Origin of the sequence: Streptococcus respiraculi (genome assembly GCF_003595525.1) — a bacterium.
GTDB classification, from domain to species: domain Bacteria; phylum Bacillota; class Bacilli; order Lactobacillales; family Streptococcaceae; genus Streptococcus; species Streptococcus respiraculi.
The window spans coordinates 1,248,805-1,265,739 of the sequence record NZ_CP022680.1 but is presented as its reverse complement, the minus strand read 5'-3'; the positions used below and the strand labels follow the sequence as shown (position 1 = coordinate 1,265,739).

Sequence of the window (16,935 nt, the reverse complement as noted above, 5' to 3'; positions counted from 1 at the left end):
TACGTGACAAGTCAACTTACCAGAAAGGAGCCATTATGTCTATCTTACTCTATTTTCATCTGTTTTTGATGATTATTGTTGTCGCCTATATCCTATTTGGGATTATCTTTATCAAGCGAATCAATGCCTTAATTTTATCCAAAACAGTCAAAATAATTTTTCTCCTTGGCTACCTAGCCCTCCTAGGGTGCGTGCTCTACATCATTCTATCATTCCTCTTTCTAGGTTGTAATTACTAACCTAGACAAAACCGCCTAGAAAACATGATTTCTAGGCGATTTTTTATGCTTCAGTTTCTTTCTCAATTGGTGCTAGACTGGCTAAGACTTTTTTAAGGCCCAAGTCTGGGAAATTGATTTTCAATTCTTGACTTGCTCCGCTACCAGTCACTTCAAGGACAGTCCCTCGTCCCCATTTGCGGTGAACAGCAATGTCACCTACTGCCCAGTCTGTTTGCGCAGAGGAGCTGGATTTTCCAAACGGCAAATCATCTCCCAAACTACGAGGCTGAATCTGAGACTTGCGCGACTGAATGGCCTGTTGTAAACTCATGCCTTGACCAAATTTGCTCGTCTGACCATTGACATAGGAGGCCTTAAATGCAGTATTGGCAGGTCTTGCCAAGCCTTGGTAATTCAACAAATCACTCGAGATTTCTCTGATAAAGCGACTCGGCTGGTTGTAGCTACTGCGACCAAAGAGCAGACGTGAATTTGCATTTGTTAAATAAAGCTGCTTTTCTGCCCGCGTAATTCCCACATAGGCCAAACGGCGTTCTTCTTCTAATTCATCCTCATCTTCAGCAGCTCGACTGAGCGGGAAGACATTTTCTTCCATTCCAATCAAAAATACTACTGGAAATTCCAAGCCCTTTGCCGCATGTAGGGTCATCAAGGTCACTTCTGAACTCTCTCGGTCTCCATCATCCGTATCAGCAATCAAGGCCAAATCATTGAGGAAACGGCTCAAGGTATCAAGACCTGACTCACCCTCCACCTCCGATTCTTCATCAAAATGCTTGGTCACGGAGAGAAATTCCTGCAAGTTCTCTATTCGAGCATTGGCTTCTAAGGTCGCTTGTAGGGTAAGAACCTCCATGTAGCCTGTTTTTTGCAAAACAGCTTCTACCAGATCTGTAATCGACAGCTCATCTAACTGGTCTCGCAACTGATAGAGTAAGTGGGATAAGTCAAAGATAGCTTGCGCAGCCTTACCCTTAATACCTGACAACATAATCTGTTGACTTGCTTCTAGCAACGATAGCTCCTGCATTTGGGCAAAATCACGAAGTTTGTCCACCGTACCAGGTCCCACTCCACGTTTTGGCTCATTGACAATCCGCTCAAAGGACAGATTGTCCGCAGAATTTGCAATGACATTCAGATAGGCAATGACATCGCGAATCTCCTTACGACTGTAGAACTTGGTTCCACCGACCATGGTATAGGGAATATTGGCTTTTAAAAGAGCTTCTTCAATGGTACGAGATTGGGCATTGGTGCGGTACAAAACTGCAACATCCCGATACTTTCGGCCAGTTCGTACTACTTCATCTATCTGAGTAGCAACATAAAGCGCCTCATCCTGCTCATCACGTGCTCGGTAGTAGGTAATCTGCTCGCCTTCGTCATTTTGTGTCCAGAGATTTTTCGGACGACGGTTGCGATTGTTTTGGATCACCTCATTAGCCGCCTGCAAGACTGTCTTAGTAGAGCGATAATTTTCTTCTAATAAAACGACCTTACTCTCTGGATAATCTTTTTCAAAATCAAGGATATTTTGCATATCCGCCCCACGCCAGCCATAGATAGACTGATCTGCATCTCCTACAACACATATATTTTTAAAACGAGAAGCAAGGAGCTTGACCAATTGGTATTGGGCATGGTTGGTATCTTGATACTCATCGACATGGATATACTGGAATTTCTGCTGATAATAGGTTAGTACATCTGGATTTTGATCAAATAAACGTAGGGTCAGCATGATTAAATCATCAAAATCCACTGCCTCACTCATGCGTAATTCTTTTTGATAAGCCGTGTAACACTTGGCCACAATCTGCGTATAAAGATCACCTGCCTGACTTTCATAGGCTACTTCGTCAATCAAATCATTTTTGGCATTCGAAATTGTACCTAAAATGGAGCGTTCACTCCATTTTTTCGGATCTAAATTAAGATTCTTTAAAATCCGCTTCATCAAGGTCCGCTGCTCACCCGGGTCTACAATGGTAAAATTACGATTATAGCCAATGTGATCAGCATCCCGACGCAAAATCCGTACACACATCGAGTGGAAGGTTGCAATCAAGCAATCTTGGGTTGCAGGATTGAGTGCAAAAGCTCTCTCTTTCATCTCCCGAGCCGCCTTATTGGTAAAGGTAATCGCCAAAATGTTCCAAGGATTGACTAATTTTTCGTCAATCAAATAAGCAATCCGGTGGGTCAAGACCCGTGTCTTACCAGAACCAGCCCCTGCCATAATCAACAAAGGCCCTTCAGTCGCTTGAACTGCCTCTGATTGTCTGTCATTCATTCCATTTAGTAACGGATTCATCTTCTCTCCTTATCTCTTACCTTCATCAGAAACCAAGCAGGTACTGCCACATTGATTTCCCAAGACTTCCAATTTCTTTATTATATCAAAAATTAGACAAATGAAATAGTCAGAAAGTATTCTTTCTCACGCCGTACGCATGAAAACTTTCTTTTCGTCCTTTTGTGCCCTAACATCAATTTTGAAAAGATAGCTTTTTCAACGCTCTGATAATACTGTCCCTTTTCTTGTAGCTCTTTCAATAAGTTGACATCACTAAAATAAAGAGCAATATCGTCATAAAGTGTCTCCTGATTTCCTTTGACGGTTAAGCAGTAGTCTGCTTTCCCTTTAATAATAGTATCAACAATAGCAGTCTGTGTACCCATTGCACCTAAGGTAACAATGCTTTTACAGATATCAATGGTCCGAAATAATTGGGGAATGGCAACAATTTTATTACTTTTCTCATCAACCGCAACCTGACCTAAACTAAGATGATGACCCCCATCATAAGCCGTTACAATATGAATAGGCTTCTGATTTTTACCACGATTGCCTCGAATCGTTTTACCGTCCACTGAAATCAGTTTATGAACCGCATCTAAGCTTGTCAGTGATTGTTCAAATTTAACTTTAAGCTCTTTTAAACGGTCTGAATGAACAAGACTAATCACACGCTCCAAGGTATCATGAGGCGGACAACCTTCACTCAAATCAACGTAGGTCGCAAACAATGGTTCATTCATTTCAATAAAGTTTTCCATCTCCTTCCAGGTTTCAATACCTGCTAACTGACAAACGAAGACAAGAAATAGAATGGTTGATAAGGGATAGCGAATTTTCCAAGATTGTCGACTATCCAATTCACCTGCGCAATCATCAATAAATTGGCTAGACAGCTATTTCCGAATGCCAAAATCGTACTTGAACGTTTCCACATTGTGCAACATCTCAGCCGTGCTATGAACCGTGTCCGTACCCAAATTATGAATGCTTTTGACCGCAAATCACATGAATACAAGACGCTCAAACGCTACTGGAAACTGGTGCAGATAGCCGTAAACTCAGTGATAAACGGTTTTATCGCCCTACATTTCGGATGCATTTGACAAACAAGGAAGTAGTCGAACGTCTTTTGGGCTGCTCTGACGAACTTAGGAGGCATTATGACCTCTACCAGCTCTTGCTTTTCCATTTTCAAGAGAAACAAGCTGACTATTTTTTTGACTTAATTGAAGAACAGATAGAGGGTGTCAATCCATTCTTTCAAACTGTTTTCAGGACATTCATGAAAGACAGGGACAAGATTGAAAAGGCTTTGGTTTTACCCTATTCAAACGCCAAACTGGAGGCTACAAATAACATCATCAAAGTCATCAAGTGTAATGCCTTTGGATTTCGGGACTTTGAAAACTTCAAAAAGCGGATTCTGATTGCCATCAATATCAAAAAAGAGAAGACCAAGCTGGTCCTCTCTAGATGTTAGCTGACATCTACCCACTACAGTTGACAAAGAGCCATAAAAAGGTCCACCGGACCTTTTTCACACTCACCCCTCTTCGTCAAAAAGAGGGAATGAGAAAGGGAGTGAAACAGAAAGCAACTTCTGTTCTCATCCTCTTATAACATAGTACTCACTTATTGCGCTTCTAACATTTCTTGAGCGCAAGATAAAAAGGTCCACCGGACCTTTTTCACACTCACCCCTCTTCGTCAAAAAGAGGGAATGAGATAGAGAGTGAAACAGAAAGCAACTTCTGTTCTCATCCTCTTATAACATAGTACTTACTTATTGCGCTTCTAGCATTTCTTGAGCGCAAGATAAAAAGGTCCACATGGGAAAGGAAGTGAAACAGAAAGCAACTTCTGTTCTCATCCTCTTATAACATACCACTCATTTATTGCGCTTCTAGCATTTCTTGAGCGCAAGATAAAAAGGTCCACATGGGAAAGGGAGTGAAACAGAAAGCAACTCCTGTTCTTATCCTCCTCTTATAACATAGTACTTACTTATTGCGCTTCTAGCATTTCTTGAGCGCAAGATAAAAAGGTCCACCGGACCTTTTTTACACTCACTCCTTTTCGTCAGAAAGAGGGAATGAGAAAGGGAGTGAAACAGAAAGCAACTTCTGTTCTCATCCTCTTATAACATACCACTCATTTATTGCGCTTCTAGCATTTCTTGAGCGCAAGATAAAAAGGTCCACCGGACCTTTTTCACACTCACCCCTTTTCGTCAGAAAGAGGGAATGAGAAAGAGAGTGAAGCAGAAAGCAACTTCTATTCTTATCCTCTTATAACATACAACTCATTTATTGCGCTTCTAGCATTTCTTGAGCGCAAGATAAAAAGGTCCACCGGACCTTTTTATTCCTCCAAATGCCAGATGTCTTCGTTATACTGCTCAATTGTGCGGTCACTTGAGAAGAATCCAGCTTTTGCAATGTTAACAATAACTTTTTCTAACCAAGCGTCTCGGTCTTCGTAGTCTCTCAACATCCGTTCCTTGGTTTCAATGTATTCTTCTAAATCGAGGAGGGTCATAAAGTGGTCATTGTGCTTGAGATTGTCTTGCAATCTCCATAAGCGCTCGTCAATTCCTCCTGCTTGACGGATAACATCGCTGGTAATAAAGTCTACTAACGGACGAATGGCTTCCTTTTCATAGAAATGATGTGGGTGATAGGTACCATTTGCATAATGGTCAATGACCGTCTGACTATCTTGACCAAAGATGTAGATATTGTCATCGCCAACTAGCTCATGGATTTCCACATTTGCGCCGTCATCTGTACCAATTGTCAAGGCACCATTTAGCATAAATTTCATATTTCCTGTTCCAGATGCTTCTTTTGAAGCAAGTGAAATCTGCTCTGAAATATCTGCTGCCGGAATGATGAAACTTGCTTCGGTAACATTGTAGTTTTCAATCATGACCAATTGCAAGTGCGGGCTGACCTCAGGGTCATGCTGAATCACCTGAGACAAGACCAAAATCAAATGAATAATGTCTTGAGCAATGGTATAGGCTGGCGCTGCCTTTCCGCCGAAGAATACAGTCAATGGACGAGCTGGGATATTGCCTGCCTTGATGTCCAAATACTTATGAATGACGTACAAGACATTCATCTGTTGACGTTTGTATTCGTGCATCCGTTTAATTTGCACATCAAAGATTGCGTCTGGATTTACCTCAACCCCTTGTGTTTGGGCAATATGGCGTTGCAATTTCCGCTTGTTGTGGCGTTTGATATTTTCTAATTCCTGCTTAAAGGCTGCGTCATCCTTATAACCAAGCAAGTCTTCCAATCTCTCCGCACGACGGTGATAATCACGACCAATCAAGTCATCCAAATAGTGCGCTAAACGCGGGTTGGCATGCATGAGCCAGCGGCGGAAGGTGATGCCGTTGGTCTTATTGTTGAATTTATCAGGATACAACTCATAAAATGCCTTGAGCTCAGATGATTTTAAAATCTCCGTATGAAGCGCAGCCACTCCATTGATTGAATAGCCATAATGAATATCCATGTGGGCCATGTGGACGCGACCGTGTTCATCAATGATATTCACGGCTGGATTATCTTCAATGGCTTTTGCACGGCGGTCTAATTCTTCGATAAATGGTACCAAATGCGGTACAACCTTATTCAAGAAGTCAAGCGGCCATTTTTCCAAAGCTTCCGACAAAATCGTATGGTTGGTATAGGCGGTCATGCTCTTGACAATCTCTACTGCCTCATCAAAGGCAATACCGCGGAGTTCCAAAAGGCGAATCAATTCTGGGATAACTAAGGACGGGTGCGTATCATTGATTTGAACAACCGCATAATCTGCCAAATCATGCAAATTTGAACCTTTAGCAATTGCTTCATCAATCAAGAGTTGTGCAGCATTTGACACCATGAAGTACTGTTGGAAAATCCGCAAGATTTTTCCTTGGTCCGTTGAATCATCAGGATAAAGAAAGAGGGTTAAGTTGCGGAAAATGTCATCCATATCAAAATCGATTCCGTCATCGATGATATTGTCATCAACAGATGCTAAATCAAAGAGGCGCAAGCGATTTTTCCTCTCGGTCTTATAACCTGGCACATCAATGTCATAGAGTTTTGAGGTCAAGATAAAATGCGCAAATGGTACTTGGTAGGAAATCGGAGATTCTGTCAACCAAGAACGTGGGGTAATCCATTCATTTGGAAGAGCTGATTGCTGGTGGTATTGGAAGAGCTGACGGAAAAGCCCAAAGTGATAGTTGAGACCCACACCGTCTCCATTCAAACCAAGACTTGCAATCGAATCAAGGAAGCAGGCTGCAAGACGACCCAAGCCACCGTTTCCAAGAGACGGCTCCATTTCCACTTCTTCAATCGCAATCAAATCCTTGCCTGCTTCTGCTAGCTGGTGTTTGACCTCGTCATACAAGCCTAAGTTGATAAGGTTATTAGACAAGAGTTTTCCAATCAAAAACTCTGCTGAAATATAGTAAACTTTTTTCTTTTGGTCATTGGTGCACTTTGCTTCACTCCGTTGCTTTGTAAAGGCAAGAAGAGCATAATATAATTCCTGATCTGAGCAATCTTCAATACGCTTTGCATACATGGTTTGAACAAAATTTTGTAAATTGATCATTGTTTTTGTAAACTCCTACCGTTTTCATTTTTTATAGAAATAAATATGCAAGTTTTCCGCTTTTTTTGGAAACGCTTTCTATTATATTATACTATATTTTACCCAAAAAGGCAAGTCTTGAGCAAGAAAAAATTTACACCCCTAGAGATGTAAATTTTTCCGGAATAGCTTACTTAGAAATCAGTGTTTCAAGGCCAACTTTCATCATATCTGTGAAGGTTGTTTGACGTTCTTCTGCTGTTGTATCTTCATCTGGATTAACAAGGCTATCTGAAATGGTCATAATACCAAGAGCTTCTACACCATGTTGCGCAGCAAGATAGTAAAGCGCTGCTGCTTCCATTTCAACAGCATGAACACCCATTGTTCCCAATTTCACGTTTTGCTCAAAGAAATTTGAATAGAAAACATCGGTCGATAAGACAGAACCCACATGCGTGGTCATGCCTAATTCTTTAGCAATATGATAGGCCTTATCCAGTAGATTAAAACTAGCAATCTGTGGGAAGTCATACATTGGCCAATCATTGCGAATCATATTTGAATTGGTCGCTGCTGCCTGGGCCAAGACCAATTCACGGACATGAACATCAGGATTAAGGGATCCTGCGGTACCCACACGAATCAAGCGTTTCACACCGTAGTCCACAATCAACTCACGCGCATAGATAGAAATAGACGGCATTCCCATACCTGTTCCCATCACGCTCACACGTTCACCTTTGTAAGTCCCCGTGTAGCCATACATGCCTCGAATTTCGTTAAACAGCACCGCATCTTCTAAGAAATTTTCTGCGATGAATTTTGCCCGCAAGGGATCTCCAGGCAACAAAATCTTGTCCGCAATTTCGCCGACTTTTGCTCCAATATGAATAGACATTTCTTCTCCTCTTATAAACCTGCCAAGACTGCTTTGATGAAGCCTTTGAAATCTTCCTTAATACGTGTTGTCACTTCGACCACTTCTTCATGGTTGAGTGAGCTTTGGAACCCAGCTGCATAGTTAGTAATCGCTGAAATTCCTAAAACTTTCATCCCTGAATGCACCGCTACAATCACTTCTGGTACAGTTGACATACCGACCGCAGAAGCGCCCATTGTTTGGTAGGCACGGATTTCTGCTGGTGTTTCATAGGTTGGACCAGATACTCCTAGATAAACACCTTCTTCTACCTGAACACCAATCTTCTCTGCAATTTCTTTCGCTTTGGCACGGTAATCCTTGCTGTAAGCATCTGACATATCTGGGAAGCGTGGACCAAACTCATCTAAATTTTCACCAATGAGCGGATTGGTTCCAATCATGTTGATGTGGTCATTGATCATCATAAGGGTTCCTGGGCCATAGCCAATACCTCCTGCTGCGTTTGTCACAATGATACTATGGCAGCCAAGTGCCTTCATCACCCGAACTGGGAAAGTAACTACTTCCATTGGATTTCCTTCATAGAAGTGGAAACGTCCTTGAAGAGCCAACACTTTCTTACCAGCTAAGTCTCCATAGACTAATTTACCAGCGTGACCGACAACAGTCGATTTACCCCAATTTGGAATCTCTGCATAATCGATGACAATCGCATTTTCTACTTCATCAGCCAATTCGCCCAAGCCTGATCCCAAAATCAAGCCAAATTCTGGGGCTATAAGACCTTTTGCTTCCAAAAAGTTCTTTGTTTCTTGAATTTTTTCCATTAATGACATCTTTTTTCTTTCTCCTTAGTTTGATATTCTTTCTTCCACTTCCGAATCTTTGTTCGAAAGTTGGTAAAGGGTGCAACGGTATTAATATGAATCCATTTCCAAACAGGCCACTTGCTGGGCGTTGAACTAGCCCATTTTCTGATTTCTGGCTGAAACAACTCCTCATCGGTGTAGCGATTTACCTGCTCTAAGATAGCGCCCACTTCTTTTTCAAACTGCGTTATCAACTCTTGCAAAGAATAGTTTTCATACTCTCTATAAAATCGCTGATAGAGTCCGCTGAGCTGATTCCACTTAAAGTCTCCATGCGGTGTAATCACGTCAAGCCCTGCCTGCTCATCCTTTTCCCAGCCTTGCAGCAGTTTTAACCAGCCTAATTGATAGGCAATCATCTGAGCGGGACTGCGATCCACCCCGTCTAGCAGCAAATCCTTGTCCTTATCAGAAATCACCGAAAATTCTCCAATAAAGAGGGCTGCTTTTTTCTCTATTTCTGCTAGTAAGGCTACCTTAGATTCATATTCTTTCATCTTACACCAAGCGTTCTAGGAAGGTTTCTCCAATCTGGCTCTTTTCAACACCGAAGTTGTCCGCAATGGTCGCTGAGATGTCCGCAAAGTGCCCAACGGGGATATGGCCCGCACCTTTAAGTGATTTTCCAAATACAAGCAACGGCACATACTCACGGGTGTGGTCTGTTCCGACATAGGTCGGGTCATTTCCGTGGTCCGCTGTAATCATGAGCAGATCATCTTCACGAAGGTTTGCGATGATTTCTGGCAATCGTGCGTCAAATTCTTCCAAGCAATCGCGGTAGCCTGCTGTATCACGACGATGTCCGTAGACTGCGTCAAAGTCAACGAGGTTGGTAAATGACAGACCTTCTGTAAAGTCTTCATTTTGCAAGACCTTGATGAAATTATCCACACCGTGGTTGTTGGACTTATTATGACCCATATCGTGAGAAATTCCTGCACTATTAAAAATGTCGTTGATTTTTCCAACACCGTAGGTATCAATACCTGCTGCTTTCAAGTTGTCAAGCACGGTTGGAGCAAATGGAGAAACAGCATAGTCATGACGGTTGGCAGTCCGTGTGAAATTGCCCGGTGTTCCTACATAAGGACGCGCAATGATACGACCAAGTAAAGACGGACGCTCAAGAGTAATCGAACGTGCATATTCACAAATCTTGTAGAGTTCGTCAAGCGGAATAATATCCTCGTGGGCTGCAATTTGAAGAACAGGGTCGGCAGATGTGTAGACAATCAACTCACCTGTTTCCATTTGGCGTGGGCCAAAGTCATCGATGACTGCTGTTCCAGAATACGGTTTGTTGGCCTCACGAATGATTTTCCGTCCTGAAAATGCTTCGATTTTTTGAAGAAGCTCTTCTGGGAAACCATCCCAGAATGTATCAAATGGATCAGTGATATTGAGTCCCATGATTTCCCAGTGACCGGTCATGGTGTCCTTTCCACGTGATACTTCTTCTAATTTTGTCACATAACCTGTTGGATTTTCTTCAGCAGCAACAGTTTTAAGCGGTGTGTCACGCTCGATATTTCCAAGACCAATCTTAGCCATGTTTGGCACGGTCAAGCCCGCTGTTTCTGAGATATGTCCTAGGGTATCAGAGGTCGTATCTGGCTCACCTGCATTAAAAAATTGGTCTGCATCGGGCGCCGCACCAATTCCAACTGAATCTAACACAACAACGTGCATGCGTTTAAATTTTGCCATTTCTTTCTCCTTTAAATGAATGATTAATTCTATTATAACACAAAAACGCTTTCCTAGTCATTTCTAGGTAAAGCGTTTGGATTGCCCTAGTGCTTTTGGAGAAAACGTGGGCCGTCTGGATAGCCTACGATGACTTTGGAAACTAGTTGGATAAAGAGGCCGTGTTCGACAACCCCAACGGTATGGTCTAGTTCATTGGCTAGGGCAGCCGCATCGGCAATTTCTTTTAGGTCTAAGTCGATGATGTAGTTTTTCATATCGGTCACGAGTTTTTCGCCATCTTTCATACGGAAACTTGGGCGATAGCCTTTTTCTTCAAAAGCTCTAAATAAATTCTCAGCCCCATACTGCACCACTTCAACTGGTAATTTAAAAGCTCCCAAGGTATCAACAACTTTCGACTCATCCACAATCCAAATGCAGTCCTTGCTGTTGACCGCAACAATTTTTTCCATGAGAAGGGCAGCTCCACCACCTTTGATACCGTTGAAGACTCCGTCTACTTCATCAGCACCATCTACTGTAAGATCCACATAAGGCACTTCATCAATCGATTTTAGGGGAATGCCGAGTGATGCCGCATGCTCAGCTGTCGCATGGGAAGTAGTCACACCGACAATCGAAAGTCCCTCTTCTTGGACACGGCGCCCTAATTCTTGCACGAAATAATAAGCAGTTGAACCGGTTCCCAGACCAACAATCATCCCGTCCGTCACATATTCAGCAGCTTTCAAGCCGACCTGCTCTTTCAAATTTACCATGACCATACTCCTTTTAAAACGTTTTCCATTACAGTATACCATTTTACTATCCGTATTGGAAATGAAAATTGCATTTTGAAAAGTCAAAAAAACACCTCTGCTATCACTAGAAAGAGGTGTTGGATGGGCTTATTTATCCTTCAAGTTGACACTTGGGACAGTTGTTGCGGCATCAGATGTCGCTTGGAATAAATCTACTTTCTCATAGCCAAAGATTCCTGCGTAGATACTTGTTGGGAATCGTTTGATTTTCTTATTGTAGGCTGTCGCAATGGTATTGAAATCCTTACGGGCAACCAAGAGACGATTTTCTGTTCCTTCAAGCTCTGTAATCAAGTCAGAGACTTGTTGGTTGGAATTTAATTGCGGATAATTTTCGGTGAGGACGAGGAGTCGAGAAACCGCTGAATCGAGTTGGCTTTGCCCTTCCTTGTACTCGGCAGAACCTTGCTTGCTAGAGCCGATTTTAGCACGCGCATCCGCAATGGCTGTAAAGACTTCTGTCTCATGCTCCATTGCTCCTTTTACAGAAGAAACAACATTTGGAATCAAATCATAACGTCGTTGCAACTGTGTATCGACATTGGACTGGGCATTTTCAACCTCAGCATAGCTATCAACGAGACCATTGTATTGACCAATGGCTCCCATAGCGATAAAGACAATCGCTAGTACTGGAATGATAATATAGAGTAATTTTTTGTTCATTATTTTTCCTTTCTTTTTACGGTCTTTTCGTTTTCATTTAACATTCAATCGTGAGTCGCAGGCATAGGGTAGATTAGGCAAGACTCGTAGAGAAAAACGAAATGACGATACTACCAACCCGATGAGGCGCCGCCTCCACCGCCTCCACCACCAGACCAGCCACCACCGCCGAATCCAGATGATCCTGAGGAATGATCGCTAGAACTGCTAGAGCTGTTGAGCAACATCCAGAGCAGGGCATCACCACCGCCACGGCCGCCTCTGCCACCACGACCGCCTCTACCACCGCGGTCTAGTAAGATACCAATAATGACACATACGAGGATAATAAGCCCGAAGGAGATGCTATTATCACCGCCATGCTCTTCCTCAAATTCATCCAAGCGTGCCTTGGCTCGGTCCGTTCCGTAAAAGGTATCGCCAATGGCATCCACAATATAGTGGACACCGCCATTGTAATCCCCTTCTCGGAAAAAACTACGCGCGTCCTTTAAGATACGCCGTGCTTCGACATCTGTCAACACAGTTGCAGCATTATCTGAGGTCTCTATCCGAAACTTGCGATCTTCAAGTGCGATGACAAGAAGCACACCATTATTGGTACCTGAAAACCCGACCTGCCATTTGCGAAACACTTCATTCGCTAAGGATTCGATATCTCCTGAAAGGGAATCTGTCATATAGACCCCGACCTGAAGTTGCTCGGTCGTTGATTTCCAAGCACGATTCTCACTATCAATGGCTTGAATGGTGTCACTTGATAGGGAATGGGTCTCATCTAGCACCGTTGATTCTAGCGGTCTATCAGGGACTTGGGCATATACGGAGGGAGTAAGCAACAGGAACATCAGAGGGATTAGGAACAATCCGACAATCCAACGTAAACCTTTTTTCATAGGACGACCTCCTTTTGACTATTATAACATATTTCCCCTATTTATCTAGGATTTGAGCTACTTTTTCCTGCAATTTCGAGACTAATTCCGTCCGAAACCAAGGGTTTTTCGCCTGCCAGATATTGTTGCGGGGAGAGGGATGTACGAGCGGTAGATACTGCGGTAAATAGTCTTCATAGGCTTTGACTGTTTCGGTCAATGTGCGTTTTCGTCTGTCTCTCAAGTAATATTCTTGCGCATATTGACCAATCAAGAGTGTCAACTCAAGCTGGGGCATCATCGCAAACAGCTCTGAGTGCCATTTTTCTGCGAACCCCTTTCTCGGTGGCAAATCGCCTGATTTCCCCTTTCCTGGATAGTAAAAATCCATGGGCAAAATCGCTAGTTGGTTGGCATTATAAAAGGTTTCTTTATCTAGCCCTAGCCACGACCGCAAGTTATCGCCACTCGGATCTGCAAATAGTTGCTGGCGCTCCTCAGCTTTCAAACCTGGCGCTTGACCAACAATCAGTATCCTCGCTCCACTTCCAACTTGAAACAGGGGCTGAATCCCTCGTTCTGTATAGCCTTGATTCTCAACATCCTGCATAATGGCCGATCGTATTTCTTCGATGCTGGACATCTTGATACCTCTCTTATCTAAAAGGAACTGGACATTCGCCCAGCTCCTACCTACTATGTTTGAAACTGCTTATTTAACCAATTCGTAAATGGCTTCTGCGTAAATAGCTGCTGCACGCATCAGGTCTTCGACATCTGCAAATTCATTGGCTTGGTGCATGGTGTCTGTATAGCCTGGGAACATAGCGCCGTAAGCCACACCACGTTTCAAGAGACGGCCAAAGGTTCCACCACCGATGACTTGTTCATGGCCACGCAAACCTGTTTGGCGTTCGTAGACATCCAGCAAGGTCGCAACCAACGGATCTTCCATTGGGACATAGTGCGGTGTGTGACCATGTTCTGACAAGGTTACGTCAGCCACTGCCAAGTTCTTCAAGACGGCTTGAATAACTTCTGGGCTTGTGCCTTTTGGATAACGGAAGTTAAGCGCAATGGTATTGTCAGTAGCTGCTTCATCAAAACAGAAGACACCAGCGTTCATGGATAATGCGCCCATTTTCTCGTCTGTGTGCGCCACACCAAGTGCTTCACCCTTGTGGTCTTCAAACAAGATTTCTCCGGCAACAGCAAGATAGTCCTTAGCCGATCCTGCAAAATCAAACTGATTCAAGAAGCGAGCAAGATAAGTTGCCCCATTAACACCAGATTGTGGAGACGCTCCGTGAGCTGATTTTCCAATAATAGTTACTTTGTACTTATCATCTTCTTCATCGAGTTCAAAACGGACTTGATGTTCTGCGGCAAAGGCTACCAATTTGTCTGCTAGGTCTGGAAGAGCACCTGAGACAAGGGCTGTTGCAGATTCTGGCACCATATTTTCCCGCAAACCACCTGTAAAGCTATGCAGGCGTGCTGTGCCACTATTTTTCCCAGCGAAATGAAGATACTCAGTAATATTTCCTTTTTCACCATTGATAATCGGGAACTCAGCGTCTGGTGAGAAACCAAAATCAGGTTCTTTGACACCGCTATGCTCAAAGTAATAATCCATGTCTGCCCAGCCAGATTCCTCGTCTGTTCCTACGACAAAACGGACTTTCTTGGAAATCGGCAAGCCTAATTCCTTAATGATTTTGAGACCATAGTAGCAAGCCACAGTTGGTCCCTTATCATCGCTTGACCCACGTGCATAGAGTTTTCCGTCTTTAATGGTCGGCGTATAAGGATCTGTATTCCAGCCGCTTCCTGCAGGCACTACATCCATGTGGGCAAAAATACCAAGAACTTCATCACCATCACCGTACTCAAAATGCCCGGCATAGTTATCTACGTTCTTAGTTGGATAACCGTCACGCTCTGCAATCTCCAAGAACTTGTGCAAGGCCTTGACAGGGCCAGGTCCAAATGGATGTTCGGTATCTGCCAGGCTATCATCCCGCTCAGAGTTGATCTCGAGCAAGCTAAACAAATCAGCTAGCAAATCCTCACGGCGTTTTTCCACCTCTGCTTTAAAATCAATCGTCATGTTATGCTCCTTTTCAAGTATGAATTGATACTATTCTATCATAAAGTGAAAGAGATTTCATACATTTGACGAGAAAAAGACGGACATGCCAGAGGAAACATGCGAGACTTGAACTCTAGGGAAAAATTTTTCAATACAAAATACCAGAATTAGATCCGAGAGAAAGCAGGTGCAGTGAAAAATTGCCCTCTATGCTCTGAACTCTATAGAAAAAGGTTGGTGACCCAACCTTTTTCTATAACTCTATTACATCTCATTAAAATCCCAGACATCATCCACCCAGCCTTGGTAGAAATCAGGCTCGTGGCAGACCATGAGAATCGAGCCTTTATAGGCTTGAAGGGCACGCTTTAATTCGTCCTTAGCATCAACATCCAAGTGGTTGGTCGGCTCGTCTAAAATCAAGACATTGTTTTCACGATTCATCAAGAGACAGAAACGAACCTTAGCCTGCTCGCCTCCTGATAAGACCTGAATCTGGCTTTCAATATGCTTGGATGTCAGACCGCAACGAGCCAAGGCTGCACGGATTTCTGCCTGATTAAGGGCAGGAAAGGCGTCCCAGACTGCTTCGAGTGGCGTTTGACGGTTACCACTAGCTGCCTCTTGTTCAAAGTAACCAATTTCTAGATACTCCCCCTGCTCAACCTGACCACCTAAGGACGGAATCAAGCCTAATAAACTTTTTAGCAAGGTAGATTTTCCTATCCCATTCGCTCCGATAATGGCAATTTTCTTATTGCGTTCAAAGGTCAGATTGAGTGGTTTGCGATTAAGAATACGGTCATAGCCAATTTCCAAATCTTTGGTCTGAAAGATAAAGCGGCTCGGTGTTCTCGCCATTTTGAAATCAAAGGACGGTTTTGGTTTCTCAGCCTGTAGCTCAATAATCTCCATTTTATCAAGTTTTTTCTGGCGAGACATGGCCATATTACGAGTAGCAACACGGGCCTTATTACGGTTGACAAAGTCCTGAAGGTCGGCAATTTCTTTTTGTTGACGCTCATAGGCTGCTTCTAACTGGGCACGCTTCATGGCATGTACCTCTTGGAACTGGTAATAGTCACCTGAGTAGCGCGTTAATTGCTGGTTTTCCACATGATAGACAATGTTAATTACATCATTTAAGAAAGGAATATCATGGGAAATCAGAACAAAGGCATTTTCATAATTTTGCAAATAGCGTTTGAGCCAGTCAATATGCTCAGCATCCAAATAGTTAGTCGGCTCATCAAGCAGTAGAATATCCGGTTTTTCAAGCAAGAGCTTGGCTAATAAAATCTTAGTCCTTTGCCCACCAGATAACTCCGTAACATCGCTATCCATCCCAAAATCCATGACTCCTAAAGCACGAGCCACTTCATCAATCTTGGCATCCAAGGTATAAAAATCACGACTTTCCAAGCGATCTTGTAATTCCCCAACTTCTTCCATAAGGGCATCTATGTCAGCATTTTCATCTGCCATAGATAGGTAAATCTCATTGATGCGCTCTTCTGTCTTAAACAATTCATCAAAAGCGGTTCGCAAAACAGCACGTACAGATTGCCCTTTTTCGAGTTTAGCATGCTGGTCCAGATACCCTGCTGTAACATAGCGGGACCACTCAACTTTTCCCTCGTCTGGATGCAATTGACCTGTCACAATGGACATGAAGGTTGATTTCCCTTCTCCATTTGCTCCTACAAGTCCGATATGCTCCCCTTTTAAAAGGCGAAAGGAGACGTTTTCAAAAATGGCACGATCCCCAAAGCCATGACTTAAATTTTTTACTTCTAAAATACTCACGTTTTCTCCTCTTTTATCATCTATACATCAAAGGAAGTTTGAGACGGTGATTGGGTCCCAAACTTCCCTTTATGTT

Annotated in this window: 13 protein-coding genes and 2 pseudogenes; 2 read left to right on the top strand and 13 right to left on the bottom strand. The window is 43.1% G+C overall.

The genetic code is table 11. The features are described from left to right. Positions 1-35 precede the first annotated feature (35 nt). A complete protein-coding gene (locus CHF41_RS06230; protein WP_119876469.1) occupies positions 36-239 on the top strand; it encodes a hypothetical protein in 204 nt (67 codons plus the stop codon). Positions 240-282: 43 nt separating this feature from the next. On the opposite strand, the gene pcrA is transcribed toward CHF41_RS06230, so the two are convergent. Together pcrA and CHF41_RS06220 are read right to left on the bottom strand one after the other, a co-directional pair. Then, a complete protein-coding gene (gene pcrA, locus CHF41_RS06225; protein ID WP_119876468.1) occupies positions 283-2,559 on the bottom strand; it encodes a DNA helicase PcrA in 2,277 nt (758 codons plus the stop codon). Between the two features lie 191 nt (positions 2,560-2,750). Then, positions 2,751-3,440: pseudogene (locus tag CHF41_RS06220) on the bottom strand (ISAs1 family transposase); the annotation flags it as partial. On the opposite strand from CHF41_RS06220, the pseudogene CHF41_RS06215 reads away from it, so the two are divergent. Next, positions 3,429-4,027, top strand: a pseudogene (locus CHF41_RS06215) (transposase); the annotation flags it as partial. The pseudogenes CHF41_RS06220 and CHF41_RS06215 overlap by 12 nt on opposite strands. An 881-nt stretch (positions 4,028-4,908) precedes the next feature. Here CHF41_RS06215 and CHF41_RS06210 read toward each other — a convergent pair. The 11 genes from CHF41_RS06210 to CHF41_RS06160 form a co-directional block, all read right to left on the bottom strand. Next, positions 4,909-7,173 (bottom strand): glycogen/starch/alpha-glucan phosphorylase, encoded by a 2,265-nt coding sequence (locus CHF41_RS06210; RefSeq protein ID WP_119876467.1) that lies wholly within the window; start codon positions 7,171-7,173, stop codon positions 4,909-4,911. A gap of 169 nt (positions 7,174-7,342) precedes the next feature. Continuing rightward, complete coding sequence (deoD, locus tag CHF41_RS06205) at positions 7,343-8,053, bottom strand: purine-nucleoside phosphorylase (RefSeq protein ID WP_119876466.1); 711 nt, start codon at positions 8,051-8,053, stop codon at positions 7,343-7,345. Between the two features lie 11 nt (positions 8,054-8,064). After that, positions 8,065-8,874, bottom strand: coding sequence for a purine-nucleoside phosphorylase (locus tag CHF41_RS06200; RefSeq protein WP_119876465.1), 810 nt, complete (start codon positions 8,872-8,874; stop codon positions 8,065-8,067). After that, positions 8,865-9,404, bottom strand: a complete 540-nt coding sequence (locus CHF41_RS06195; protein ID WP_119876464.1) for a ClbS/DfsB family four-helix bundle protein — start codon at positions 9,402-9,404, stop codon at positions 8,865-8,867. The genes CHF41_RS06200 and CHF41_RS06195 overlap by 10 nt, the downstream gene beginning before the upstream one ends. Position 9,405: 1 nt before the next feature. Then, a complete protein-coding gene (locus CHF41_RS06190; protein WP_119876463.1) occupies positions 9,406-10,617 on the bottom strand; it encodes a phosphopentomutase in 1,212 nt (403 codons plus the stop codon). A gap of 86 nt (positions 10,618-10,703) precedes the next feature. Beyond that, entirely contained in the window at positions 10,704-11,378 is a 675-nt protein-coding gene (gene rpiA, locus CHF41_RS06185) for a ribose-5-phosphate isomerase RpiA (protein WP_119876462.1), read from the bottom strand. A 129-nt stretch (positions 11,379-11,507) separates the two neighbouring features. After that, positions 11,508-12,086, bottom strand: a complete 579-nt coding sequence (locus CHF41_RS06180) for a LemA family protein (RefSeq protein WP_119876461.1) — start codon at positions 12,084-12,086, stop codon at positions 11,508-11,510. A gap of 110 nt (positions 12,087-12,196) precedes the next feature. Then, positions 12,197-12,982 (bottom strand): TPM domain-containing protein, encoded by a 786-nt coding sequence (locus CHF41_RS10270; RefSeq protein ID WP_119876460.1) that lies wholly within the window; start codon positions 12,980-12,982, stop codon positions 12,197-12,199. A 37-nt stretch (positions 12,983-13,019) separates the two neighbouring features. Beyond that, on the bottom strand, positions 13,020-13,604 hold the full coding sequence (locus tag CHF41_RS06170; RefSeq protein WP_119876459.1) for a uracil-DNA glycosylase family protein: 585 nt from the start codon (positions 13,602-13,604) through the stop codon (positions 13,020-13,022). Between the two features lie 69 nt (positions 13,605-13,673). Then, positions 13,674-15,071 carry a dipeptidase PepV gene (gene pepV / locus CHF41_RS06165; protein ID WP_119876458.1) on the bottom strand — a complete coding sequence of 466 codons (1,398 nt, stop codon included), beginning with the start codon at positions 15,069-15,071 and terminating at the stop codon, positions 13,674-13,676. A 246-nt stretch (positions 15,072-15,317) separates the two neighbouring features. Continuing rightward, a complete protein-coding gene (locus CHF41_RS06160; RefSeq protein WP_119876457.1) occupies positions 15,318-16,859 on the bottom strand; it encodes an ABC-F family ATP-binding cassette domain-containing protein in 1,542 nt (513 codons plus the stop codon). Positions 16,860-16,935 lie beyond the last annotated feature (76 nt).

Excerpts from the sequence above, each read along its gene's own strand:
- CHF41_RS06230 (WP_119876469.1), top strand. The coding sequence starts at position 36 with ATGTCTATCTTACTCTATTTTCATCTGTTTTTGATGATTATTGTTGTC.
- pcrA (WP_119876468.1), bottom strand. The coding sequence starts at position 2,559 with ATGAATCCGTTACTAAATGGAATGAATGACAGACAATCAGAGGCAGTT.
- CHF41_RS06210 (WP_119876467.1), bottom strand. The coding sequence starts at position 7,173 with ATGATCAATTTACAAAATTTTGTTCAAACCATGTATGCAAAGCGTATT.
- deoD (WP_119876466.1), bottom strand. The coding sequence starts at position 8,053 with ATGTCTATTCATATTGGAGCAAAAGTCGGCGAAATTGCGGACAAGATT.
- CHF41_RS06200 (WP_119876465.1), bottom strand. The coding sequence starts at position 8,874 with ATGTCATTAATGGAAAAAATTCAAGAAACAAAGAACTTTTTGGAAGCA.
- CHF41_RS06195 (WP_119876464.1), bottom strand. The coding sequence starts at position 9,404 with ATGAAAGAATATGAATCTAAGGTAGCCTTACTAGCAGAAATAGAGAAA.
- CHF41_RS06190 (WP_119876463.1), bottom strand. The coding sequence starts at position 10,617 with ATGGCAAAATTTAAACGCATGCACGTTGTTGTGTTAGATTCAGTTGGA.
- rpiA (WP_119876462.1), bottom strand. The coding sequence starts at position 11,378 with ATGGTAAATTTGAAAGAGCAGGTCGGCTTGAAAGCTGCTGAATATGTG.
- CHF41_RS06180 (WP_119876461.1), bottom strand. The coding sequence starts at position 12,086 with ATGAACAAAAAATTACTCTATATTATCATTCCAGTACTAGCGATTGTC.
- CHF41_RS10270 (WP_119876460.1), bottom strand. The coding sequence starts at position 12,982 with ATGAAAAAAGGTTTACGTTGGATTGTCGGATTGTTCCTAATCCCTCTG.
- CHF41_RS06170 (WP_119876459.1), bottom strand. The coding sequence starts at position 13,604 with ATGTCCAGCATCGAAGAAATACGATCGGCCATTATGCAGGATGTTGAG.
- pepV (WP_119876458.1), bottom strand. The coding sequence starts at position 15,071 with ATGACGATTGATTTTAAAGCAGAGGTGGAAAAACGCCGTGAGGATTTG.